Source organism: Novosphingobium sp. SG751A (genome assembly GCF_013149295.1).
Classification (GTDB): domain Bacteria; phylum Pseudomonadota; class Alphaproteobacteria; order Sphingomonadales; family Sphingomonadaceae; genus Novosphingobium.
Window position 1 is genome coordinate 63,243 of the sequence record NZ_JABGCB010000019.1, and the last position, 23,242, is coordinate 86,484.

Here is a 23,242-nt window from a genome sequence, read left to right on the forward strand (position 1 = left end):
CAGCCCCGCCGAAACTTTTAGCCCAGCAGCTCTTGTTCGAGCTTCTTGGCCATTTCCTCGATGTTCTCAGGCGGCCAACCGGGGATATCCATCCCCAGACGCAGCCCCATCGAAGAAAGCACTTCCTTGATCTCGTTGAGCGACTTGCGGCCGAAATTCGGCGTGCGCAGCATCTCGGCTTCGGTCTTCTGAACCAGATCGCCGATGTAGATGATGTTGTCGTTCTTGAGGCAGTTGGCCGAGCGAACCGACAGCTCCAGCTCATCCACCTTCTTGAGAAGGTAACGGTTGAGCTGGTTGGTGTCGCCTTCTTCCGGAGCGGCAGCAGCAATGCCGCCGATCATCGGAGCCGCACCAACCGGGGCGATATCCTCGAAGTGGACGAACAGAGCCAACTGGTCCTGCAGGATGCGCGCAGCATAAGCCACCGCGTCTTCCGGCGTGACCGTGCCATCAGTTTCCACCGAAAGGCTCAGCTTGTCATAGTCCAGTTCCTGACCGATACGCGCATTGTCAACCTTGTAGCTGACCTGACGCACCGGCGAGTAAAGCGAGTCGACCGGGATGAGGCCGATCGGCGCATCAATCGGACGGTTCTGCACTGCGGGAACATAGCCCTTGCCGCTGTCCGCGGTCAGTTCCATGTTCAGCGTCGCGCCTTCGTCGAGGTGACAAATCACGAGGTCCTTGTTCATGACCTCGATGTCGCCCGTCACCGCGATATCGCCAGCGCGCACTTCGCCCGGACCGGTGGCCGAGAGCTGCAAGCGCTTCGGGCCTTCGCCCTGCATCTTGAGCGCAATCTGCTTAACATTCAGAACGATGTCGGTAACGTCTTCACGCACACCGGTCAGCGAGCTGAACTCATGCAGCACGTTCTCGATCTTGATCGAGGTGATCGCGGCGCCCTGCAGAGAAGAAAGCAGGACGCGACGCAGCGCATTGCCCAGCGTCAGACCGAAACCGCGTTCCAGCGGTTCGGCGACGAAGGTCGCGCGGCGCTTGGGGTCGTTCCCCGGCTTGACTTCGAGGCTGTTGGGCTTCTTCAGTTCCTGCCAGTTCTTGATGTTGACAGTCATGGACTTCCCCTGATTTCTCTACTGGCGGGAACGACCACGGCGTTCCCGCACGATGCGGGCCGCGGTCGATCCTTGTGGCTGCGCGGACGGCAAAACACCGCCCGCGCAAGCACGATCAGACGCGGCGACGCTTCGAAGGACGCACACCGTTGTGCGGAATCGGGGTCACATCGCGAATCGAGGTGATGGTGAAGCCGACAGCCTGCAGAGCGCGCAGAGCGCTTTCGCGGCCAGAGCCGGGGCCCTTGACTTCGACTTCCAGGGTGCGGACGCCGTGTTCGGCGGCCTTCTTGCCGGCGTCATCCGCAGCCACCTGAGCGGCATACGGGGTCGACTTGCGGCTGCCCTTGAAGCCCATCATGCCGGCGCTGGACCAGCTGATCGCATTGCCCTGAGCGTCGGTGATGGTCACCATCGTGTTGTTGAAGCTGGCGTTGACATGCGCAATGCCGCTCGAAATATTCTTACGTTCCCGCTTGCGAAGGCGCTGGGGTTCACGTGCCATGGGATCTTATCCTCGTCTTCTGGTCAAATAGATGAAGGTAGCGGGAACCGCTTACTTCTTCTTACCAGCGATGGGCTTGGCCTTACCCTTGCGGGTGCGGGCGTTGGTGTGGGTGCGCTGACCGCGAACGGGCAGCCCCTTACGGTGACGCAGGCCGCGATAGCAGGCCAGATCCATCAGACGCTTGATGTTCATCGCGGTTTCGCGACGAAGATCGCCTTCCACGGTGTGTTCGGCGTCAATGGCTTCGCGGATGTGAAGGACTTCGGCGTCCGACAGTTCCTGAACGCGACGGCTGTGGTCGATACCCAGCTTGTCAGCGATCTGCTTGGCCTTGAACGAGCCGATACCATGAATGTAGGTCAGCGCGATGATAACGCGCTTGTTGGTGGGGATATTAACCCCGGCAATACGAGCCACTCTTTTCTCCATGCTCCACAGGGATATGCAGCAAGGCCGCCTCAAAGAGGCAACAGGCCACACACCCCCATCTCAACGCTTTTTCACAACGACGAAAGCCAGATCACCTTGACGGCAAAAAGCCCGACGGGCGCACAATCATTAGTGCCTCCTGCCGGACTTACCCGTTTTCGACATGCGAAGAGCGCGCCTAGACCGATTCGCCTGACAAGTCAACGCGAGCGATCAAATTTTTGCGGAAAGGTAAACCGGAAAATTCCGCCCCTTCCGCACTGCTCTTCAAAATGGAAAAACCCGCCCTCACCTGCCAATCAAGCCGCAAGGACGGGTAATTACCTTAAGCGATAATCCGCTCGATCGCATCAGTGACATGGCCCAGTTCAGCCATGCCATTCACGCGGGCAACGATTCCGCGCGCCTCATAGATCGGCAGGATCGGTGCGGTCTTGGCGCGATATTCGGCCATGCGCGTGCGCACCGTTTCCTCATTATCGTCGGGACGGCGCTTAAATTCGGTACCGTTGCACTTGTCGCAAACACCAAAGGCCTTGGGCTGCTCGAATTTGTCGTGATAGCCCTTGCCGCAATTGGCGCAGGTAAAGCGACCAGTGATGCGCTCGACCAGAGCATCTTCATCAACGTCCAGCTCGATCACATGATCCAGCTTGCGGCCACGCTCACCCAGAATGGAGTCGAGCGATTCCGCCTGCGCCGCCGTACGCGGGTAGCCGTCGAAAATCGCGCCAGCTTCGGGCCCCATGCTGTCCAGCTCTTCACCGATCAGCGCCGAAACAATCGCGTCCGACACCAGTTCGCCGCGCTCCATGACAGCCTTGGCCTCGAGACCCACGGGCGTGCCCGCCTTGACGGCCGCGCGCAACATATCGCCGGTCGAAAGCTGGCGAAAGCCATGACGCTCGACAAGGCGCTGGGCCTGAGTGCCCTTACCGGCCCCTGGCGGTCCAAGCAAAATGATATTCACTGGTCTCTCCCCTCCGTTCAGACCATCCAAGGCGGCGCGCGTTAGCGCATCCGCCCCTTGAGTTTCGCTTTCTTGATCAGATCACCATACTGGTGAGCCAACAGATGCGACTGGATCTGCGTGATGGTATCCACGGTCACGTTCACCACGATCAGCAAGCTCGTGCCGCCGGCCACCACCAGCCGCAGCCCGGTTTGCTCCATGAAGAACTCGGGCACAACACAGACTATGGTAATATAGGCAGCGCCGATTACGGTGATTCGCGTCAGAACATAATCGAGGTAGGTCGACGTATTCTTGCCCGGACGGATGCCCGGAATGAAGCCGCCGTTGCGCTTGAGGTTGTCGGCCGTCTCTTCCGGATTGAACACCACAGCGGTGTAGAAGAAGCAGAAGAAGACGATGCCCAACGCATAAAGCGCCATGTAGAGCGGCTTGCCGTGCCCCAGATACTGATTGAGCGTGACGATTACATTGCCCAGCGTCGAATCAGGCGCGACCGATTTGCCGGCAAATTGCGTGATGGTCAGCGGCAGCAGCAGCAGCGAGCTGGCGAAGATCGGCGGAATCACACCCGCGGTGTTGATCTTGAGCGGCAGATGACTGCGGTCCGCCTGCATCATGCCATTCTGAGTCGCACGCTTGGGATACTGGATCAGCAAACGGCGCGTGGCGCGTTCCATAAAGCTGATGAAGAGGATCATGCCGATCACCAGCGCCACCATCGCAAAGATGGTCAGCCCGTTGACCGAACCCGAACGCCCGCCTTCAAACAGCTGGATGAAGAATTGCGGCATCTGGGCCACAATACCGGCCATGATGATCAGCGAGGTGCCGTTGCCGATGCCGCGACTGGTGATCTGTTCGCCCAGCCAAAGCAGGAACATCGTCCCGCCGATCAGCGAAATCACCGCGCAGACGCGGAACAGCATGCCCGGAATAACCACAGCCTGAAGCCCGGCGGAAGTGCCGTAGGCCTCAAGACCCGAAGCGATTGCCCAGCCCTGAATGGCGGTCAGCAGCACCGCACCATAGCGCGTCCACTGGTTCAGCTTCTTGCGCCCGCTCTCGCCTTCCTTCTTCAGGGAGGCCAGCGCCGGATGCAGCGAAGCGGCAAGCTGCACGACAATCGAGGCCGTGATATAGGGCATGACACCAAGCGCGATGAGGCTCATGCGCTCAAGACTGCCGCCCGAAAAAGTGTTGAAAATGTCGAGAATGCCACCCTGCGTCTTGGAGTAAAGCTGCTGGAGCACCAGCGGATTGACGCCCGGAAGCGGGACAAAGCTCAGAAAACGAAAGACAATCAGCGCCCCGACGGTGAACCAGATGCGGCTCTTGAGTTCCGTCGCCTTGTTAAAATTGGCGAGACTGAGTGTACTGGCGATATTATCGGCGCGCGATGCCATAGGATTGCTCAAACCCTGACCCTGGCCGCCAAAATGGGCGGCGGACCTTTACCCATAGGTGGGAAAGGATAAGGACTGCGGGCGGGGATACAACCCCCGCCCGCAAGCCCAAACCAAATTACTCGGCAGCAGCAGCCACGGCCGGCACTTCGACCGAACCGCCAGCAGCTTCGACAGCCGACTTGGCGCCGGCCGAAACGCCGGCAACCTTGAAGCTGACCTTGGCGCTGAACACGCCCTTACCGAGCAGACGCACGCCGTCCTTGCCGCCACGGGCCAGACCGGCGCTCTTGAGCGCTTCGTGATCCACAACAGCCGAGATGTCGAGCTTACCCGCGTCGATCGCCTTCTGGATCATGCCCAGGTTGACTTCAGCATAGTCCTTGCCAAACGGGTTGTTGAAACCACGCTTCGGCAGACGCATGTGAAGCGGCATCTGACCACCTTCGAAGCCATTGATCGACACGCCCGAACGCGCCTTGGCACCCTTCTGGCCGCGGCCAGCGGTCTTGCCCTTGCCCGAACCGATGCCGCGGCCAACGCGCATACGACGGTGGCGGGCCCCAGCATTGTCACGGATATCATTCAACTTGGTCATATTATGCACTCGCTTTCGCTTTTATCGCGCTTGATGGAAGGCGCGCCCTTAGGCGAAATGGGCTGCCGTGTCATCCTTTTTCCGCGCAGCGCCCTGCCCCGCGCCATTGTCCCGCAAGATCCGCGACTTGACCCAGTTGACGCGCAGCCTGTCGAGCGGGCGATCATACCAGCGCCACACACCATAAACCGCCAGCGGCACGATCACGATACCGCCCATCAACACGCTGCTCGCAGCCCACGGGCCATAGCGCAGCACGAGAATCAGCGGCCAGTGCAAGAGATAGAGAAGAAAGGAATAATTGCCCATCGCCCGGTCGCCCCGACCCGATTTCCCGGTGACCGAATAAAGCGCAAAAGGCAGCAGACAGACCCCCAGCCCCAGATTGAGAAACGAGGACAGATCCCCGCCCTCACTCAGCCAGCGATGGCGATCCGGCCCCAACGCGCATAGCAACAGCCAGCCCAGCGCCAGAATCATCCCGCCCCCACCCATCGTGGCCGAAACGCGCCATGCATGCTGTGCAGCCAACAGCCCCAGCAGGAAAAAGATCAGAAAGACCGGCAGCACCGCCACCCAATGCATGCCTATCGCCCATATAAAACATAGCGCGCCAAGGGCTACCACACTGACAGCGGACAGGCGCCCCATCATGCCGATCAGCAGCGGCGCGAACAGATAGAACTGCATCTCGACATCCAGCGACCATGCGGGGCCCAGCGGCTTGATCGCCAATTGCCCGTAGCCGAGCAGCGCGAAAGGGGCGACCGCCTGCACCGCGCCATCTCGCCGGATCAGCCCCCAATCAGGATGGTTCACCCCCCAATAGACCAGCAGACTGAGCCCACTTGCCAACACGGTCACCGGCGCCACCCGCCACCAGCGGCTGATGATAAAGGTCAGGCATGGTTGGCGGCAACGGACATAACGCGAGGCCCAAACAAGGCGGACCCAATAGCCGCTAAGCGCAAAGAACACGAGAACCGGCGCCTTGCCGATCTCGATCCGGGTAATGTGATGGACGACCACCATAAGCGCCAGCCAAAGCCGGAATGCGCCGGGACCGGAGGGCCACAGCAAGCGGCCCGCGCCTATCCAAAATGTCGCCCCGTTCTGCATACCTCGGGCTTCTAGCCGCTCGGACTTAACAAATGGCCACAAGAAAAGGCCCCGGATCGCTCCGAGGCCTTGTCCTGTGCTTCATTCTGAAAGCGCGGGGTCGATTAGTCGACCACGGCCACCAGATGCGGCAAACGAGCGATCGTGCCGCGAACTTCGGGGGTATCCGTCAGTTCGACAACGCGATTCATCTTGTTAAGGCCCAGACCGATCAGCATCTTGCGCTGAGCTTCGGGGCGACGGATCGGCGAACCGATCTGCTTGATCTTGATGGTTGCCATTGCGCTTACTCCGTAATCGCAGCGGCAGCAGCTTCAAGCTGCGCCTCAGAGTGGTGATGCCCATCGCGGTTCAGCAGGTCGGTGACCTTCTTGCCGCGACGCTGCGCCACCGACTTCGGGCTCGACTGGTTGGTCAGAGCGTCGAAAGTGGCGCGGATCATGTTGTAGGGGTTCGAGGTGCCGACCGACTTGGTCACCACGTCATGAACGCCCAGGCTTTCGAAGACAGCGCGCATCGGGCCGCCAGCGATGATGCCCGTACCGGCCGGGGCCGAACGCACGCTCACCTTGCCAGCGCCGAAGTGGCCCTTGCCGTCGTGGTGAAGGGTGCGCGCTTCCTTGAGGGGAACGCGAACCATCTTCTTCTTGGCCGAGGCAGTCGCCTTGGTGATGGCTTCAGGCACTTCGCGCGCCTTGCCATGACCAAAGCCAACGCGGCCCTTGCCATCGCCGACCACGACCAGAGCAGCAAAGCCAAAGCGCTTGCCGCCCTTCACGGTCTTGCTGACGCGGTTGATGTGAACGAGCTTTTCAATCAGCTCTTCACCCTGTTCCTCGTCAGGCTTGCCGCGACGGTCGTCGCGGCGACCGCGACCGCGGCCATCGCCACGTTCGCCATCACGACCGCGACCACGACCACGACGACCTTCACGCTCGTTGCCCTCGGGGGCAGCTTCAACAGCAGCGGGAGCCGCAGCTTCAAGGTTGGTTTCGTCAGCCATTGTCAGAACTCCAGCCCGCCTTCACGGGCGGCATCGGCCAGCGCCTTGACGCGACCATGGAACAGGAAACCGCCGCGATCGAACACGACAGTGGTGACACCAGCGGCCTTGGCGGCTTCCGCCAGTTCCTTGCCCACAGCAACAGCGGAAACGACGTTGGCGCCGATATCCTTGCTCCCCTTCTTCAGCGACGAAGCCGAAGCGAGGGTACGACCAGCAGCATCGTCGATGATCTGGGCGTAGATGTGGCGACCCGAACGGTGCACCGAAAGACGAGGACGCCCACCGGCACGAGCCTTGAGAGCGGTGCGAACGCGCCGACGACGGCGCTCGAACAGAGACAGCTTGGCCATTACTTCTTCTTCCCTTCCTTGCGGAAGATGAACTCGCCAGCGTACTTGATACCCTTGCCCTTATAGGGTTCGGGCTTACGCCAGCGACGGATCTCGGCCGCAACCTGACCCACCTTCTGCTTGTCGATACCGGAAATCAGGACCGTGGTGTTATCCGGGGTCTTGATTTCGATGCCTTCGGGAACGTCGAAGTTGACGTCGTGGCTGTAACCCAGCTGAAGCTTGAGCACCTTGCCCTGAGCGGTGGCGCGATAGCCCACACCGGTGATCTGCAGGGTTTTGGTGTAGCCTTCGGTCACACCGGTAATCAGGTTCGAGACCAGCGTACGCTGCATACCCCAGAACGCGCGAGCGCGCTTGGTGTCATTGGCAGGCGTCACCTTGATGGTGTCGTCAGCCAACTCATAGCTGATTTCATTAGCCAGGCTCAGCGTCAGCGCGCCCTTGGGGCCCTTCACGGTCAGCACGCCATCGGCGATATTCGCCGAGACGCCCGCCGGAATGGCAACAGGCTTCTTACCAATGCGGCTCATTAGAACACCTCCGCCAGCACTTCGCCGCCGACGTTAGCAGCGCGCGCTTCGGCATCCGAAAGCACGCCGCGAGGCGTCGAGACGATGGTGATGCCAAGGCCGTTACGCACCACGGGCAGTTCTTTGCTGCCCGAGTACACACGGCGCCCCGGCTTGGAGACGCGAGCGAGATGCTTGATCGCGGGCTCGCCTTCGAAATACTTCAGCTCGATGCGCAGCTGCGGGTGAACGCCGGTGGCGTCCTCCGAATAACCACGGATATAGCCTTCGCGCTGGAGCACTTCGAGAACGCGCGAACGCAGCTTCGAAGCCGGCGAAAGGACAGAATCCTTCTTCGCCTGCTGGCCGTTGCGGATACGGGTGAGCATATCACCCAGAGGATCGGTCAATGCCATCGCTTTGTTCCTTACCAGCTCGACTTCGTCACGCCGGGGATCATGCCCTTATTGGCAAGATCACGCAGCTCAACGCGGCACAGGCCGAACTTGCGATAGTAGCCGCGCGGGCGGCCGGTGGTGGCGCAACGGTTGCGCACGCGGGTCGGGTTCCCGTTACGGGGAATCTCGGCCAGCTTCAGACGGGCAATCAGACGCTCGGTTTCATCAGCCGATTCATCGTCAGCAACAGCCTTCAGCTTCGCGTACTTAGCTGCGTACTTCTTGACGAGGGCCTTGCGGCGCTCGTTCTTGTTGATCGAACTCAGTTTCGCCATGGACTTAAGCTCTCTTTCTCAATCTTGCTCGCTCACGCCGCCTGCTTGGCTTCGGCGGTGGCAGTGAACGGGAAACCGAAGAGACGCAGCAGTTCGCGCGCTTCCTCGTCGGTCTTGGCCGAGGTGGTGACGATGATGTCCATGCCACGCACCTTGTCGATCTGATCGTAGCTGATTTCCGGGAAGATGATCTGCTCCTTCAGACCCATGGCATAGTTGCCACGGCCATCGAAGCTCTTCGGATTCAGGCCACGGAAGTCGCGAATGCGGGGCATCGCGATCGTGATCAGACGGTCAAGGAATTCATACATGCGCTCGCGACGCAGCGTGACCTTGCAACCGATCGCCATGCCTTCACGCAGCTTGAACTGCGCAACCGACTTCTTGGCGCGGGTCACCACCGGCTTCTGACCGGCAATGGCTTCCATTTCGGCAGCAGCGGTCTGGACCTTCTTACGGTCCTGCGTGCCTTCACCCACACCCATGTTGAGCGTGATCTTTTCGATCTTCGGGACTTCGAGCGCGTTCTTGTAACCAAACTTTTCCGTCATCGCAGCAGCGATTTCGGCGTCATACTTGGTCTTGAGACGCGGAGTGTACTTATCAGCCATCGATAGCCTCCCCGGACTTCACGGCCACGCGGACCTTCTTGCCGTCCTTTTCCTCGAAGCGGATGCGGGTGGCCGCACCGGTCTTCGGATCGACGAGACCAACCTTGCTGATAGCCATCGGCGCTTCGCGGCGCTCGATGCCACCCTGCGGGTTTACCTGGGTCGGCTTGCGGTGACGGGCAGCGACGTTCACGCCGGCAACCACAATCTTGCCTTCCTTCGGCAAGACGGACAGAACTTGACCAGTACGGCCCTTGTCCTTGCCCGAACGGACGATCACATTGTCGCCCTTCTTGATCTTAGCAGCGGACATTACAGAACCTCCGGAGCCAGCGAGATGATCTTCATATAGCCCTTGGCGCGCAGTTCGCGAACCACGGGGCCAAAGATACGCGTGCCGATGGGCTCAGCGTTCTTGTTGATCAGCACAGCCGCGTTACCGTCGAAACGGATAACCGAACCGTCGGGACGGCGAACGTCCTTGCGAGTACGAACGATCACCGCGCGGTGAACGTCGCCCTTCTTGACCTTGGCGCGGGGCTGGGCTTCCTTGATCGACACCACGATGATGTCGCCAACGCCAGCGGTACGACGCTTCGATCCGCCCAGCACCTTAATGCACTGGACACGCTTGGCGCCGCTGTTGTCAGCAACGTCAAGCTGGGATTGCATCTGGATCATGGATCCGGTTCCTTACGTTAGGCTTGCCGGAACAAGTCCGGCAGTTCCAAAAAACGGCGCCCGCGCAAACGGGCACCGTGAAGCGGTCCGGCGCCCTAACCCGATTCGGGTCAGAGCGCCAGAGAATTTTTCAACGACCTTAGACGTCCGCTTCGACAGCGACGCCCTTGCCCGCCTGAACCCGCTCGATCACCTTCCAGCTCTTCAGCTTGGAGATCGGGGCGGTTTCCTCGATGCGGACAACTTCGCCAGCCTTGAAGGCGTTGTCTTCATCGTGAGCGTGATACTTCTTCGAACGGCGGATGATCTTCCCATAAAGGGGGTGCTTCACCTTACGTTCGACCTTCACGACCACGGTCTTGTCGGTCTTGTCGGAAACCACAGTCCCGATAAGAATACGCTTGGGCATGGTTTCCTCCTTACGCCTTCGCTGCAACGGAACGCTCACTCTGGAGCGTCTTGATGCGGGCGATATCGCGGCGCACTTCCTTGATGCGTGCAGGACGCTCAAGCTGGTTGGTGGCGGCCTGGAAGCGCAGGTTGAAAGCCTCGCGCTTCAGATCGCCCAGCTCGGCAACCAGCTGGTCATCGCTCTTGCCACGCAGATCAGCGATCTTGGACATTATTCGCCTCCCAGGTGCGAGGTGTCGCCAAGCTTGGCAACAACCTTGGTCTTGATCGGCAGCTTCATCGCGGCACGCTCGAACGCACCAGCGGCCAGCTCACCCGAAACGCCGTCCAGTTCGAACAGGATCTTGCCCGGCTTAACGCGAGCAGCCCAATATTCGATCGAACCCTTGCCCTTACCCTGACGGACTTCAGCAGGCTTCTTCGAGACGGGCAGATCGGGGAACACGCGGATCCACAGGCGGCCCTGACGACGCAGGTGACGCTGAATGGCACGACGTGCAGCTTCGATCTGACGAGCGGTGACCCGCTCCGGTTCCATGGCCTTGAGGCCATAGGAACCGAAGTTCAGGTCGGTGCCGCCCTTGGCGTTGCCGTGCAAACGGCCTTTAAACGCCTTGCGGAACTTGGTCTTCTTCGGTTGCAACATGATCTGTTACCTCAACCTCAACGTGCAGGACGCACGCCGGAGGTCTGGGCCTCCATCATGAGACGGTCCTGCGCCATCGGATCGTGACCAAGGATTTCACCCTTGAAGATCCACACCTTGATGCCGATGATGCCATAGGCGGTCAACGCCTCGGCTTCGGCATAGTCGATGTTTGCACGCAGAGTGTGCAGCGGAACGCGGCCTTCGCGGTACCATTCGATACGCGCGATTTCTGCGCCACCCAGACGGCCCGAGCAGGTGATCTTGATGCCTTCGGCACCAAGACGCAGCGCGGACTGAACCGAGCGCTTCATTGCACGGCGGAAGGCAACACGGCGGATCAGCTGATCGGCGATGCCCTGAGCGACAAGCTTCGAATCGACTTCCGGCTTGCGGATTTCGACGATGTTCAGCTTGACGTCGCTGCCGGTGAACTTGGCGAGCTGAAGGCGCAGCTTTTCAATGTCCGCACCCTTCTTGCCGATGATCACGCCCGGACGAGCAGCAAAGATCGACACACGGCACACCTTGGCGGGACGCTCGATCACCACCTTCGAAATCGCGGCCTGCGGCAGCGACTTGAAGATGAACTTGCGCATCTTGAGGTCTTCCTCAAGAAGCTTGCCGTAGCTGCGACCTTCCGCATACCAGCGGCTGTCCCAGGTGCGGTTGATCTGCAGGCGCAGACCGATGGGGTTGCTCTTATGACCCATGGATCAAGCCTCCTGAACTTCGCGCACCACGATGCGCAGACGGCTGAAGGGCTTCAAGATGCGGGTGGACTTGCCACGGCCGCGGGTGTGGAAGCGCTTCATCGTGATCGACTTGCCGACCGAAGCCTCAACCACGACGAGGCTGTCCACGTCGAGGTTGTGGTTGTTTTCGGCGTTGGCGATGGCCGAAGCCAGCACCTTGCGAGCGTCAACCGCCATGGCCTTCTTCGAGAAGGTCAGGATGTTCAGCGCATCTTCAGCCTTCTGGTTGCGGATAAGCGCCGCAACCAGGTTGAGCTTCTGAGCCGAGCCGCGGATCTGCGTACCGACCGACAGGGCCTCGTTGTCGCCAACGCGACGGGGAGCTTTAGGCTTGCTCATCAGCGCTTGCCCTTCTTGTCAGCGGCGTGGCCGGGGAACGTGCGCGTCGGCGCGAATTCGCCCAGCTTGTGGCCGACCATGTCCTCATTCACGGACACGGGGATGAACTTATGCCCGTTGTAGACGTTGAACGTCAAACCAACGAACGTCGGCAGGATCGTCGACCGACGCGACCAAGTCTTGATCGGGCCGGCACGGTTGCCAGCATCCTGGGCGACCTCGGCCTTTTTCAGCAGGTGCAGGTCGACGAAAGGACCTTTCCAGACGGAACGAGCCATTGTCGATTACCTCTTCTTCTTCGCGTGACGCGAGCGGATGATCATGCCGTCAGTCTTCTTGTTATGACGGGTGCGAGCGCCCTTGGTAGGCTTGCCCCACGGCGTAACAGGATGACGACCGCCCGAAGTACGGCCTTCACCACCACCATGCGGGTGGTCGACCGGGTTCTTGGCAACGCCGCGGGTAAGCGGACGCTGGCCAAGCCAACGGTTGCGACCGGCCTTTGCAAGGTGCGTGTTGGCGTTGTCGGGGTTCGACACGGCGCCAACGGTGCCCATGCAATCGCCACGCAGGTAGCGCTGTTCGCCCGAGTTCAGACGAACGATCACCAGACCACGGTCACGGCCCACGACCTGCACATAGGTGCCGGCCGAACGAGCGATCTGACCACCCTTGCCGGGCTTCATTTCCACGTTGTGGATGATGGTGCCGACGGGAATCTGCGACAGAAGCATGGCGTTGCCGGGCTTCACGTCGGTCTTTTCGCCAGCGACAATGGTGTCGCCAACGGCCAGACGCTGGGGAGCGATGATGTAGGTCTGCTCACCGTCTTCGTACTTGACGAGGGCGATGAACGCGGTGCGGTTGGGGTCATATTCCAGACGCTCAACGGTTGCCGGCTGGTCCCACTTGCGGCGCTTGAAATCGATGAAACGATAACGCTGCTTGTGGCCACCGCCGATACCGCGGCTGGTCACGTGACCTTTGTTGTTACGACCACCGGTCTTGCTCTTACCTTCGGTAAGCGCCTTGACCGGCTTGCCCTTCCACAGGGCGCTCTTGTCAACCAGGACGAGGCCGCGACGGGCCGGGCTGGTCGGGTTATAGCTCTTGAGTGCCATGTTCTACCGCCCTCAGATCCCGCTGGTCACGTCGATCGACTGGCCTTCAGCCAGGGTCACAACGGCCTTCTTGACGTCGGTGCGCTTGTAGGGCTTGCCCTTCCAGCGCTTGGTCTTGCCCTTCTGGGTCAGGGTGTTCACACCCGTCACCTTCACCCCGAACAGAGCCTCGACCGCAGCCTTGATTTCAGGCTTGGTCGCGCGTTCGGCCACCTTGAAGACAACAGCGTTGTTCTCAGAGAGCAACGTGGTCTTTTCGGTGATGTGGGGCGCCACGATCACGTCGTAATGACGCGTGTCGATGCTGTCCTTAGCCATTGAAACGGGCCTCCAGCTTCTCGACAGCGGCGCGGGTCAGCACCAGCGTGTCATGCTTCAGGATGTCGTAAACATTCGCACCCACGGCGGGCAGAACATTCACGCCGACGATGTTGCCAGCAGCGCGAGCGAAGTTTTCGTTCACCGCTTCGCCGTCGATCACCAGCACCTTGCCAGCGAAACCAGCCGAGGCCAGCGTCGCAGCCAGAACCTTGGTCTTGGCTTCGGCCAGTTCCAAGTTCTCAACGATCACCAGACCGCTGTTGACCTTCGAGGACAGAGCCAGCTTGAGACCAAGCGCACGGACCTTCTTATTCAGCGAGATGCTGAAGTCACGGACGCGGGGACCATGAGCCTTACCACCGCCGATGAAGATCGGAGCCTTGCGGTCGCCGTGACGGGCAGTGCCGCCACCCTTCTGGTTGCCGAACTTCTTGCCGGTGCGAGCCACATCGCTGCGCTCGCGAGCGCCGCGGGCGGTGCCACGACGGTTTTCCAGCTGCCAGGTGACAACACGGTGCAGAATGTCAGCGCGCGGCTCGAGGCCGAACACCGCATCGTTCAGTTCGATTTCGCCAGCAGCGGCCGAACCGTCGAGGTTTTGCAGAGTTACCTTGACCACGACTTAGCCCTCCTGACCTTCGGCAGCTTCGACAGCCGGAGCAGCATCGACCACAGCCGACTTGATCGCGGCGGGGTACGGAGCGTCGGCATGACGAGCAACCTTGACCGAATCGCGGACGAGCAACCAGCCGTTCTTCGCGCCGGGAACCGAGCCCTTGACGAAAACCAGGCCGCGCGCGTCATCGGTGCGGACAACTTCGAGATTCTGCTGGGTGCGCTGACGATCACCCTGATGACCGGCCATCTTCTTGTTCTTGAAGACGCGGCCCGGATCCTGACGGTTACCCGTCGAACCATGCGCACGGTGAGAGATCGACACACCATGGGTGGCGCGCATACCGCCGAAGCCCCAGCGCTTCATAGCGCCCGAGAAGCCCTTACCCTGAGTGTGGCCGGTGATGTCAACCAGCTGGCCCGACACGAAGTGCGAGGCAGCGATGGTCGAACCAACTTCCAGCACGGCGTCATCGGCCACGCGGAATTCGGCAACTTCCATCTTCAGCGGAACTTCAGCCTTGGCGAAGTGCTCGCGCTGCGGCTTGTTGACATTCTTTTGCTTGGCGGCGCCCGCACCCAGCTGCAGAGCGACATAACCGTCGCGCTCAGCGGTACGAACCGAAACCACCTGGCATTCCTCCAGGGACAGAACAGTCACAGGAACGTGACGTCCATCTTCCTGGAAAAGGCGGGTCATCCCCACCTTCTTAGCGATCACGCCGGTGCGCATGACCTTTTACTCCTTACAGAGGCCTGCAGCGGACCATCCCCCACAGGCGTGTTCAACCCAATGTACGAAGCAGACCCCGTCCGGGTCGAGTGCCAGGCCATCTCAGGCTCAGCAAGACGGGGGACGCTGCCCGGAACAAGTGCCGATCCAAGGATCGGCGAGACTTCCGGAGGTATCCCATTTTCCTTTGCAGACTTAGCTGCGCAGGCACCATTTCTGGCAAACAGCCGAATCAAAATCGGCCAGAGGTCGCGCCCTTAGCAGACGCAATCCCTTTATGCCAGCTTGATTTCAACGTTGACGCCTGCGGCGAGATCGAGCTTCATCAGCGCATCGACGGTCGCGGCGTTGGGCTGAACGATGTCCAGCAGACGCTTGTAGGTGCGAACTTCAAACTGCTCGCGCGACTTCTTATCGATGTGGGGTCCGCGGTTAACGCAGAACTTTTCGATCTTGGTCGGCAGCGGAATGGGCCCGCGGATGAGTGCGCCCGTGCGACGGGCGGTGTCGGCGATCTCGCCGGTGGCCTGATCCAGCACGCGATGATCGAATGCCTTCAGGCGAATGCGGATGTTTTGAGCTTCCATGTCCTGCTACCGATGAGAAAGAGCCAAAAAAGAAAGAGTGCCCTTCGCTGCTACAGCAAAGGGCCACCCTTGAAAACCGGAGCCCGGAAGCGACGAATCACCTCCGGGCTGCGCGGCCTATATTACTTCGTGATCTTCGCCACAACCCCCGAACCGACGGTACGGCCGCCTTCGCGAATAGCGAAGCGGAGACCCTCGTCCATGGCGATCGGCGCGATCAGCTCAACCTGGAGCTTCACGTTGTCGCCGGGCATCACCATTTCGGTGCCCTCGGGCAGCGTGACCGAGCCGGTCACGTCGGTTGTGCGGAAATAGAACTGCGGACGATAGTTGGCGAAGAACGGCGTGTGACGGCCACCTTCATCCTTCGACAGCACGTACACTTCCGATTCGAAGCTCGTGTGCGGCGTGCAGGTGCCGGGCTTGGCAAGAACCTGGCCACGCTCAACGTCTTCACGCTTGATGCCGCGGCACAGAGCGCCGATGTTGTCGCCGGCTTCACCCTGGTCGAGCAGCTTGCGGAACATTTCCACGCCGGTCACGGTGGTCTTGGCGGTGGCCTTCAGACCAACGATTTCGACTTCTTCACCAACCTTGATGATGCCGGTTTCAACGCGGCCGGTCACAACCGTACCACGACCCGAGATCGAGAACACGTCTTCGACGGGCATCAGGAACGGACGGTCGGTCGGACGGGGGGGCTGCGGAATGTAGGTGTCGACAGCTTCCATCAGCTTGTAGATCGATTCCTTGCCGATGGCATCGTCACGACCTTCAAGAGCGGCCAGAGCCGAACCCGGGATCACGGGGATGTCGTCGCCAGGGAAGTCGTAAGACGACAGCAGCTCGCGGATTTCCAGTTCGACGAGTTCGAGGATTTCCTCGTCGTCAACCTGGTCGACCTTGTTCATGTACACGACCAGAGCCGGCACGCCGACCTGACGAGCGAGCAGGATGTGTTCGCGGGTCTGGGGCATCGGGCCGTCAGCAGCGTTCACCACCAAGATCGCGCCGTCCATCTGGGCAGCACCGGTGATCATGTTCTTCACATAGTCAGCGTGACCCGGGCAGTCGACGTGCGCATAGTGACGGTTGGCGGTCTCGTATTCCACGTGGGCGGTCGAGATCGTGATGCCGCGCTCGCGCTCTTCGGGAGCCTTGTCGATGTTCGCGTAGTCCGTGAACGTCGCGCCACCGGTTTCAGCCAGCACCTTGGTGATGGCAGCGGTCAGCGTGGTCTTGCCGTGGTCAACGTGACCGATGGTGCCGATGTTGCAGTGCGGCTTGGTCCGCTCAAACTTAGCCTTAGCCATGTTTCAAACCTTCTTTTCGTTCAAATGAGATTTCTGCACGAGACGGCACCTGCCAGACTCGCCTGAAATTCAGGCGCCGCCCCTAGCCTGATCTGTCGGTGCTGGCAAGCGCATGTTGCACACCAGCCCCGACAGCATCAACTTAAGCTCAGGCCATCTTGGCCTTCAGCTCGGTGGCAACGTTCGCCGGCACTTCATCATAGTGCGAGAACTGCATCGAATACTGGGCGCGGCCCTGGGTAAACGAACGCAGCTGGTTCACGTAACCGAACATGTTGGCCAGCGGCACCATGGCCTCGACAACCTGTGCGTTACCGCGGCTGTCGGTGCCCTGGATCTGACCACGGCGGCTGTTGATGTCGCCGATCACGTCGCCCATGAATTCCTCAGGGGTGACGACTTCGACCTTCATGATCGGTTCCAGCACCTTGATGCCCGACTTCTGAGCCACTTCGCGCATGGCGCCGCGAGCACAGATTTCGAACGCCAGAGCCGACGAGTCGACATCGTGGTACGCGCCGTCATACAGCACGATTTCGAAGTCGATGATCGGGAAGCCGATGAGCGAGCCGGTGGCGGCCGTTTCACGGAAACCCTTTTCAATCGCGGGGATATATTCCTTGGGAATATTACCGCCCTTGATTTCGTCCTTGAAGGTGATGCCGCTGCCGCGTTCGCCCGGCGACACCTTGACCTTGACGCGACCGAACTGCCCCGTACCACCCGACTGCTTCTTGTGGGTGAAGTCGATGTCGACCGGCTTGGCCAGGTATTCGCGATAAGCCACCTGCGGAGCGCCGACGTTGGCTTCGACCTTGAACTCGCGACGCATACGGTCGACGATGATGTCCAGGTGAAGTTCGCCCATGCCCTTGATGATGGTCTGGCCCGATTCGTGATCGGTCGAAACGCGGAACGAAGGATCTTCAGCGGACAGACGATTGAGCGCAACGCCCATCTTTTCCTGGTCAGCCTTGGTCTTGGGTTCCACCGACAGCTCGATCACCGGTTCGGGGAATTCCATGCGTTCCAGCACGATCGGCTGACGTTCGGCGCACAGCGTGTCACCGGTCGTCGTTTCCTTCATGCCGGCCAGAGCAATGATGTCGCCGGCGAAGGCTTCATCAATGTCCTTACGCTCGTTCGCATGCATTTCCAGCATACGACCGACCTTTTCCTTCTTATCCTTCACCGAGTTCAGGTATGTGCCCTTAGTGAGCGTACCCGAATAGATGCGGATGAAGGTGAGCGAGCCCACGAAGGGATCGTTCATGACCTTGAAGGCCAGAGCCGAGAACGGCGCCTCGTCGGTGGCGGGACGGCTGTCCTTCTCGTCGCTGTCCATCTTGACGCCCTGGACGTCAGGAATGTCGAGCGGTGAAGGCAGATAGTCGACCACGGCATCGAGCAGGGGCTGAACGCCCTTGTTCTTGAACGCCGAACCGCAGCACACGGGTACGAACGACTGGTTCAGCGTGCCCTTGCGGATCAGCTTCTTCAGCGTTTCGGCATCAGGCTCGTTGCCTTCGAGATAGGCTTCCATCGCGTCATCGTCCTGCTCAACAGCAAGTTCGATGAGGCGCGAGCGGTACTCGGCAGCTTCGTCGGCCAGATCGGCGGGAATTTCTTCATAAAAGAATTCGGCGCCCAGCGATTCATCCTTCCAAATGATCGCGCGGTTGTTCACCAGATCGACCAGACCCTTCAGATCGGCTTCGAGACCGATCGGAATGTAAAGCACGGCCGGCTTCGCACCCAGGCGGTCGATGATCGACTGCACGCAGTACTTGAAGTTGGCACCCGTACGGTCCAGCTTGTTGATGAAGCACATGCGGGGAACGCCGTACTTGTCAGCCTGACGCCACACGGTCTCCGACTGCGGCTCCACGCCGGCCACGCCGTCAAAGCAAGCAACCGCACCGTCGAGCACGCGCAGCGAACGTTCCACCTCGATGGTGAAGTCCACGTGGCCCGGGGTGTCGATGATGTTGATGCGGTGGTCGTTCCAGAAGCAGGTCGTCGCGGCCGACGTGATCGTGATGCCGCGTTCCTGTTCCTGCTCCATCCAGTCCATCGTGGCGGCGCCGTCATGGACTTCGCCGATCTTATAGGACTTGCCGGTGTAGTAAAGGATACGCTCGGTCGTCGTGGTCTTGCCAGCGTCGATATGCGCCATGATGCCGATATTACGGTACATCGAAAGCGGATGGCTGCGTGCCATGGGGTTTTCCTTGGTTTCGGACGAGGATGATCCCCGCCCTTAGGTTCGGAATAGTGACAAACCTGTGACGGAGCCGCCAAAACGGCTCCGTCCCAAAGCCTTTACCAGCGGTAGTGCGAGAAGGCGCGGTTCGCATCCGCCATGCGGTGCGTGTCTTCGCGCTTCTTGACCGCGCTGCCGCGGTTGTTGGCCGCATCCAGCAGTTCGCCCGACAGGCGAGCCGACATGGTCGTTTCGCTGCGGTTGCGAGCAGCCGTGATGAGCCAGCGGATCGCCAGAGCCTGGGCGCGCTCGGGGCGCACTTCGACCGGAACCTGATAGGTCGCACCGCCAACGCGGCGGCTGCGGACTTCGATCTGCGGCTTCACGTTGTTCAGGGCGTCATGGAACAGCTGCACCGGGTCAGCCTTGGCGCGGGTCTGCATGGTGTTCAGCGCGCTGTACACGATGGTTTCCGCAACCGACTTCTTACCGTCGAGCATCAGGTTGTTCATGAACTTCGAAAGCACCTGATCACCATGGACGGGATCAGGCAGGATTTCCCGCTTCTCGGGACGACGACGACGTGACATCGCTTGTATTCCTTAAATCTGTAAGACCAAAAAGAAAGGCGTTTGGCCTTACTTCGGACGCTTGGCGCCGTACTTCGAACGGCTCTGCTTGCGGTTCTTCACGCCCTGCGTATCGAGAACGCCGCGCAGCACGTGGTAACGCACGCCGGGAAGGTCGCGCACACGACCGCCGCGGATCAGAGCAACCGAGTGCTCCTGAAGGTTGTGGCCTTCACCCGGGATGTACGAAATGACTTCGCGGCCGTTGGTCAGACGGATCTTGGCCACCTTGCGAAGAGCCGAGTTCGGCTTCTTCGGGGTCGTCGTGTAAACGCGGGTGCAGACGCCGCGCTTCTGGGGGTTCTGCTCAAGAGCGGGAACCTTGCTCTTGGCCTTCTGCGGCTCGCGCCCGTGGCGGATCAGCTGGTTGATAGTAGGCATTGAATCTCTTCACCTTGTTTGCATGACGGCGATACGCCGCCACAAATGCGCCCTTCCGACTGCGCCGCCATCGGGGCAGCGCCGCTTCCGGTGCGAACAAGCCAATTGGCCCGAAGGCCGCATGACCATCTGGCGTCTTGTTCATGGATGAAGGAAACAGACCGCATTCACGCGAATCGCCCGGCGAGCGACGCCAGACACGCATAAAAACGAACCGAAACGCTCCACCCAGCCCAAAGGCGCCGGGTTACTTTGACGGATTACACCAGAGTTTCAGCGAGATACCCCGCAAAACCCGGCACGCACCGGCAATGTTCAGCTCTCTTGTGCAAGGGACAGGCCAGGCCCATTCCCCGCAAGAATTGGCGCGCCTTAGGCTTATTCGGCGCGCAGGTCAAGGATTGCAGGGCCGGGCCGGGTTCGAGGCCCGCCCCCTGCCCCGCTCAGGCCGATTTCGCCTTATGCGCGCGCAGCAGCTCGTCCAGTTCGACGATGCGCTGCCGCTCCGGTGTGTCCTTGGCCAGCCCTTTTAGCCGGCAAGTGGCCCACAGCTGCTTGCGCTCGGATTCCAGCGCTTTCAAATAAAGATCCGCCATGATGCCTCCATAATGCAGGCCCCGCCATAGGGTATGGGGGCGGCTGGGGGTAGTGAATTATGGGGCAAGGGGTTTTGGCAGGGGGGAAGGTGCCTCCGGCGGGCTAAGGGCGGGGGCCCTTAGCGATCCCGTTACTGTCGGCGTGGCGCACCATCTCTGGCGGGGTGGATGGGGGCTTTTGGGTTTTGCCTGCGGCGCTTTTAGCGGGCGCAGTAGTCGTAATTGCCGTTGCGACATTGGTTGACCGCGTGGCGCCATGCGGCGAGGTCTTGCTCATATTGGCGGCGGCTTTGTTCATAGGTCGCCGTATCCCGCCGCGCATCCATCGCGGTGGAATCATAGGCCGTTTCTTCATAGTCCGAACGGGGTGCATAGCGCCCCTGCCCGCGATCTTGCCCCTGAGCCTCGCGATAGGCCGCCCAGTCCTTGGCATAACCCGCATCGCGGCGGCGCACATAGGCCAGTTGGTTGCGGTTCAACCGCTGGATCTCCGCCCGATCCCGCGCCCGCGCCGCCGCGCTGCGCATCGCCGGATCATGCGGATCATCCGCCATGGCCGAAACAGGCGCCAAAGCCGCCACCATCACCGCCAAACCCGCCAGATATGCCTTCATGATTGTTTTTCCCTGAAACCCGTTGGGCCGGGGAATATCTGGCGCGGCAGGCGCAGCGCAAGCGGGATGCGGTGAGACGTTGAGCGGTTCGTCGCAATCGGGGGGGGGGGCGTGACCGGGATTGGGACATTGCGGGCATTCAGGACGCCCTTGCCGCACGGCAGCATCCGCGCCACTTGCAGTCATAGGTCACCGATGAGAAAGGTGAACTCATGACGATAGCACTCGCACTATTGCTCACCGCGACACCCGTCGAGACTTCCGGCCCTGTATGCGGCGCGGATATGCCCTCAACTACGATTCTGGTCGAGCATCTGAGGGCCTCTTCTGCACTGCGTCATTGGCGAGAAGCGGAAGGCATTACGACATATTTTGATGATCACAGGGCGACATTGTGGTGGGTTACGAGCCGCAAGCATGCTGCTTTCCCAGCCATCATTTGCAGGCGGCTTGGTGGGCCTGTTCATCTGCGGTGCGGAAGGGATTTGAACGCATGTAAGGCGCTAGGTTTCAAGATGACTAAGGCAAAATTCTAGCGGCAGACAACCACCAAATTTCGACGAAAAGCGCCTTTCCGGACACGGTGCTAAAGCTGTCGCTGCCTGTATGGCAGCACTCGACCCAGTTGCGGACCTTGGTTTTTCATGAGAAAATACTGTCATGAGACTGCATGGACCTGCTTTAGCAATCCTCCTGGCCACCGGGTGTTCGCCTGCTCAATCAAACTCGACAGCAGCTGATGCTTGGGAAACACGAAATTCGACTTCGCCAGAAAAATCTGCCGCTTTCAAGGACTGCGAGGAAATTCCGAGGGTTCTGATCCAAACCGTGCCCAATACGGCAAGGAATAAAGCCATTGCCATGCTTGACAATATTTCCGCGATACCGATGGCTGATCGGGACGCTGCTCGCCTGATTGAATTCCCCTTAAAAGGAAGATCATCTCTTTCATCGACCCTAGTAGCGACGGAAATTGCTGAATTGAATGCTAGGAAGCACCAAGCATTGGATCAGAATCAGGGTTCTTGGTCATTGGCTGACAGCGGCGAATTGAATTCTCTGTCTGAGAGATATGAATCAGGAATATATCGAACTTCTCGACCTTATTTGGTACGGGCAGTCGCAAAGAATGAGAAGACTGGCAGGTTTTTTGTGTCGGCTTGCAAGGATGATTTATATATTGAACATGGTTCGCTGGGACATAGCATCCCCCCATCGATCCGGGTGCCCTTGGTAGTTTTCCTCAGTCATCCGCCAAGTAAGGTGTTTGTCGGTTGGAACATCGCAGAATGATACAAACGTCCACTTCCCCTAACTTTTCCGCCCCAGCGACTGTCACGCGAGAGGGCCGATAGCCGTCCTTCGTACATGAGAGCGCGGAAGGGCAGCTCCCCACCAAATTTCGACGAAAAGCGCCTTTCCGGACACGGTGCTGTTGCGGACGTTCGTTGAAATGATACTCAATGCATCGCGGTAAAGGGATGCTGTATGAACTTCGGCAAAATATGGCGCTGGATCGATAATGATCTCAACCAAGCCCATCCATGGAGCTTGATGCTAATTTTGCTTCCTTTTCTGCCATTTGGTGCAGCTATCGGTTTTGGTGCAGCAGCAGGTTCCACCGATACCATGCTTGCGCTTGGTATGATCGTGGCTGCGCCTTGGTTCTTTTATGCCTTCGTTTGGCGGGGAATGCGGCGAGTTATGCGCTCGACAAACGATTCCATTTCATCGTTCCGCCGAAAGAGTGACCGACTAGATTGAGCCAGTATCGTCCGCTCCCCCTAACCTTCCCGCCGCAGCGATCGTTACGCATGAGGGTGGATAGGCGCCCTTTGTTCAGGGGGGCGAGGCGCGTGGAATGGCCAGTGTTGGCGTAAGCTGATGGGGTGGACGCCCCCCGACGGCATCGATGTGCCATAGTGGAGGTGTTGAACACCACTGAAGGAGGCGTCCGTGTCGGAGGTTATCAC

35 protein-coding genes are annotated in these 23,242 nt (G+C 59.9%); 2 read left to right on the forward strand and 33 right to left on the reverse strand.

Annotation, left to right across the window (positions count from 1 at the left end):
- Positions 1-17: 17 nt before the first annotated feature.
- The 33 genes from FHW96_RS21295 to FHW96_RS21455 form a co-directional block, all read right to left on the reverse strand.
- Positions 18-1,079 carry a DNA-directed RNA polymerase subunit alpha gene (locus FHW96_RS21295; protein ID WP_172342588.1) on the reverse strand — a complete coding sequence of 354 codons (1,062 nt, stop codon included), beginning with the start codon at positions 1,077-1,079 and terminating at the stop codon, positions 18-20.
- A gap of 115 nt (positions 1,080-1,194) precedes the next feature.
- Positions 1,195-1,584 carry a 30S ribosomal protein S11 gene (rpsK, locus tag FHW96_RS21300; protein ID WP_168603811.1) on the reverse strand — a complete coding sequence of 130 codons (390 nt, stop codon included), beginning with the start codon at positions 1,582-1,584 and terminating at the stop codon, positions 1,195-1,197.
- Positions 1,585-1,635: 51 nt separating this feature from the next.
- Positions 1,636-2,004: a 30S ribosomal protein S13 gene (gene rpsM, locus FHW96_RS21305; RefSeq protein ID WP_172342589.1), complete on the reverse strand. Its 369-nt coding sequence runs from the start codon at positions 2,002-2,004 to the stop codon at positions 1,636-1,638.
- Between the two features lie 337 nt (positions 2,005-2,341).
- Positions 2,342-2,986 carry an adenylate kinase gene (locus FHW96_RS21310; protein WP_172342590.1) on the reverse strand — a complete coding sequence of 215 codons (645 nt, stop codon included), beginning with the start codon at positions 2,984-2,986 and terminating at the stop codon, positions 2,342-2,344.
- Between the two features lie 41 nt (positions 2,987-3,027).
- On the reverse strand, positions 3,028-4,395 hold the full coding sequence (gene secY / locus FHW96_RS21315) for a preprotein translocase subunit SecY (protein ID WP_172342614.1): 1,368 nt from the start codon (positions 4,393-4,395) through the stop codon (positions 3,028-3,030).
- A 118-nt stretch (positions 4,396-4,513) separates the two neighbouring features.
- Positions 4,514-4,993 (reverse strand): 50S ribosomal protein L15, encoded by a 480-nt coding sequence (rplO, locus tag FHW96_RS21320; protein ID WP_172342591.1) that lies wholly within the window; start codon positions 4,991-4,993, stop codon positions 4,514-4,516.
- A gap of 48 nt (positions 4,994-5,041) precedes the next feature.
- Complete coding sequence (locus FHW96_RS21325; protein ID WP_172342592.1) at positions 5,042-6,073, reverse strand: acyltransferase; 1,032 nt, start codon at positions 6,071-6,073, stop codon at positions 5,042-5,044.
- 143 nt (positions 6,074-6,216) lie between these two features.
- Positions 6,217-6,393 (reverse strand): 50S ribosomal protein L30, encoded by a 177-nt coding sequence (gene rpmD, locus FHW96_RS21330; RefSeq protein WP_172342593.1) that lies wholly within the window; start codon positions 6,391-6,393, stop codon positions 6,217-6,219.
- 5 nt (positions 6,394-6,398) lie between these two features.
- Positions 6,399-7,115 (reverse strand): 30S ribosomal protein S5, encoded by a 717-nt coding sequence (gene rpsE, locus FHW96_RS21335; protein ID WP_172342594.1) that lies wholly within the window; start codon positions 7,113-7,115, stop codon positions 6,399-6,401.
- A gap of 2 nt (positions 7,116-7,117) precedes the next feature.
- A complete protein-coding gene (gene rplR, locus FHW96_RS21340) occupies positions 7,118-7,468 on the reverse strand; it encodes a 50S ribosomal protein L18 (RefSeq protein WP_172342595.1) in 351 nt (116 codons plus the stop codon).
- Complete coding sequence (rplF, locus tag FHW96_RS21345) at positions 7,468-8,001, reverse strand: 50S ribosomal protein L6 (protein WP_172342596.1); 534 nt, start codon at positions 7,999-8,001, stop codon at positions 7,468-7,470. Before rplF ends, rplR begins: the two co-directional genes overlap by 1 nt.
- Complete coding sequence (gene rpsH / locus FHW96_RS21350; protein WP_172342597.1) at positions 8,001-8,396, reverse strand: 30S ribosomal protein S8; 396 nt, start codon at positions 8,394-8,396, stop codon at positions 8,001-8,003. The genes rplF and rpsH overlap by 1 nt, the downstream gene beginning before the upstream one ends.
- A gap of 11 nt (positions 8,397-8,407) precedes the next feature.
- A complete protein-coding gene (gene rpsN / locus FHW96_RS21355) occupies positions 8,408-8,713 on the reverse strand; it encodes a 30S ribosomal protein S14 (RefSeq protein ID WP_168603820.1) in 306 nt (101 codons plus the stop codon).
- A 32-nt stretch (positions 8,714-8,745) separates the two neighbouring features.
- The gene (rplE, locus tag FHW96_RS21360) at positions 8,746-9,324 is read right to left on the reverse strand and encodes a 50S ribosomal protein L5 (protein ID WP_172342598.1); all 579 of its coding nucleotides are present in this window, start codon (positions 9,322-9,324) and stop codon (positions 8,746-8,748) included.
- A complete protein-coding gene (gene rplX, locus FHW96_RS21365; RefSeq protein ID WP_168603822.1) occupies positions 9,317-9,637 on the reverse strand; it encodes a 50S ribosomal protein L24 in 321 nt (106 codons plus the stop codon). Before rplX ends, rplE begins: the two co-directional genes overlap by 8 nt.
- Complete coding sequence (rplN, locus tag FHW96_RS21370; protein WP_110869606.1) at positions 9,637-10,005, reverse strand: 50S ribosomal protein L14; 369 nt, start codon at positions 10,003-10,005, stop codon at positions 9,637-9,639. Before rplN ends, rplX begins: the two co-directional genes overlap by 1 nt.
- A gap of 139 nt (positions 10,006-10,144) precedes the next feature.
- The gene (gene rpsQ / locus FHW96_RS21375; protein WP_168603823.1) at positions 10,145-10,414 is read right to left on the reverse strand and encodes a 30S ribosomal protein S17; all 270 of its coding nucleotides are present in this window, start codon (positions 10,412-10,414) and stop codon (positions 10,145-10,147) included.
- A 10-nt stretch (positions 10,415-10,424) separates the two neighbouring features.
- Positions 10,425-10,628, reverse strand: a complete 204-nt coding sequence (rpmC, locus tag FHW96_RS21380; protein ID WP_172249275.1) for a 50S ribosomal protein L29 — start codon at positions 10,626-10,628, stop codon at positions 10,425-10,427.
- The gene (gene rplP, locus FHW96_RS21385) at positions 10,628-11,062 is read right to left on the reverse strand and encodes a 50S ribosomal protein L16 (RefSeq protein WP_168603824.1); all 435 of its coding nucleotides are present in this window, start codon (positions 11,060-11,062) and stop codon (positions 10,628-10,630) included. Before rplP ends, rpmC begins: the two co-directional genes overlap by 1 nt.
- Positions 11,063-11,079: 17 nt before the next feature.
- On the reverse strand, positions 11,080-11,775 hold the full coding sequence (gene rpsC, locus FHW96_RS21390) for a 30S ribosomal protein S3 (RefSeq protein ID WP_172342599.1): 696 nt from the start codon (positions 11,773-11,775) through the stop codon (positions 11,080-11,082).
- Between the two features lie 3 nt (positions 11,776-11,778).
- Positions 11,779-12,156: a 50S ribosomal protein L22 gene (gene rplV, locus FHW96_RS21395; protein ID WP_172342600.1), complete on the reverse strand. Its 378-nt coding sequence runs from the start codon at positions 12,154-12,156 to the stop codon at positions 11,779-11,781.
- Positions 12,156-12,434: a 30S ribosomal protein S19 gene (gene rpsS, locus FHW96_RS21400; protein WP_168603827.1), complete on the reverse strand. Its 279-nt coding sequence runs from the start codon at positions 12,432-12,434 to the stop codon at positions 12,156-12,158. Before rpsS ends, rplV begins: the two co-directional genes overlap by 1 nt.
- 6 nt (positions 12,435-12,440) lie before the next feature.
- On the reverse strand, positions 12,441-13,277 hold the full coding sequence (gene rplB, locus FHW96_RS21405; protein ID WP_172342601.1) for a 50S ribosomal protein L2: 837 nt from the start codon (positions 13,275-13,277) through the stop codon (positions 12,441-12,443).
- 12 nt (positions 13,278-13,289) lie between these two features.
- Complete coding sequence (locus FHW96_RS21410) at positions 13,290-13,595, reverse strand: 50S ribosomal protein L23 (protein WP_168603829.1); 306 nt, start codon at positions 13,593-13,595, stop codon at positions 13,290-13,292.
- Positions 13,588-14,217: a 50S ribosomal protein L4 gene (rplD, locus tag FHW96_RS21415; protein WP_172342602.1), complete on the reverse strand. Its 630-nt coding sequence runs from the start codon at positions 14,215-14,217 to the stop codon at positions 13,588-13,590. The genes FHW96_RS21410 and rplD overlap by 8 nt, the downstream gene beginning before the upstream one ends.
- A 3-nt stretch (positions 14,218-14,220) precedes the next feature.
- Positions 14,221-14,946, reverse strand: a complete 726-nt coding sequence (rplC, locus tag FHW96_RS21420) for a 50S ribosomal protein L3 (RefSeq protein WP_172342603.1) — start codon at positions 14,944-14,946, stop codon at positions 14,221-14,223.
- A gap of 275 nt (positions 14,947-15,221) precedes the next feature.
- Entirely contained in the window at positions 15,222-15,533 is a 312-nt protein-coding gene (gene rpsJ / locus FHW96_RS21425) for a 30S ribosomal protein S10 (protein ID WP_091146544.1), read from the reverse strand.
- A gap of 122 nt (positions 15,534-15,655) precedes the next feature.
- Positions 15,656-16,846: an elongation factor Tu gene (gene tuf / locus FHW96_RS21430; protein ID WP_172342604.1), complete on the reverse strand. Its 1,191-nt coding sequence runs from the start codon at positions 16,844-16,846 to the stop codon at positions 15,656-15,658.
- Between the two features lie 148 nt (positions 16,847-16,994).
- Positions 16,995-19,067 carry an elongation factor G gene (fusA, locus tag FHW96_RS21435; RefSeq protein WP_172342605.1) on the reverse strand — a complete coding sequence of 691 codons (2,073 nt, stop codon included), beginning with the start codon at positions 19,065-19,067 and terminating at the stop codon, positions 16,995-16,997.
- A 101-nt stretch (positions 19,068-19,168) separates the two neighbouring features.
- Positions 19,169-19,639, reverse strand: a complete 471-nt coding sequence (rpsG, locus tag FHW96_RS21440; RefSeq protein ID WP_172342606.1) for a 30S ribosomal protein S7 — start codon at positions 19,637-19,639, stop codon at positions 19,169-19,171.
- 48 nt (positions 19,640-19,687) lie between these two features.
- A complete protein-coding gene (gene rpsL, locus FHW96_RS21445) occupies positions 19,688-20,059 on the reverse strand; it encodes a 30S ribosomal protein S12 (RefSeq protein WP_168603835.1) in 372 nt (123 codons plus the stop codon).
- A gap of 443 nt (positions 20,060-20,502) precedes the next feature.
- Positions 20,503-20,655, reverse strand: a complete 153-nt coding sequence (locus FHW96_RS21450; RefSeq protein ID WP_172342607.1) for a hypothetical protein — start codon at positions 20,653-20,655, stop codon at positions 20,503-20,505.
- A 200-nt stretch (positions 20,656-20,855) separates the two neighbouring features.
- Positions 20,856-21,269: a hypothetical protein gene (locus FHW96_RS21455; protein WP_253951129.1), complete on the reverse strand. Its 414-nt coding sequence runs from the start codon at positions 21,267-21,269 to the stop codon at positions 20,856-20,858.
- A gap of 660 nt (positions 21,270-21,929) precedes the next feature.
- Here FHW96_RS21455 and FHW96_RS21460 point away from each other — a divergent pair.
- Positions 21,930-22,562: a hypothetical protein gene (locus FHW96_RS21460; RefSeq protein ID WP_172342608.1), complete on the forward strand. Its 633-nt coding sequence runs from the start codon at positions 21,930-21,932 to the stop codon at positions 22,560-22,562.
- Positions 22,563-22,757: 195 nt separating this feature from the next.
- The gene (locus tag FHW96_RS21465; protein WP_172342609.1) at positions 22,758-23,033 is read left to right on the forward strand and encodes a hypothetical protein; all 276 of its coding nucleotides are present in this window, start codon (positions 22,758-22,760) and stop codon (positions 23,031-23,033) included.
- Positions 23,034-23,242: the final 209 nt, after the last annotated feature.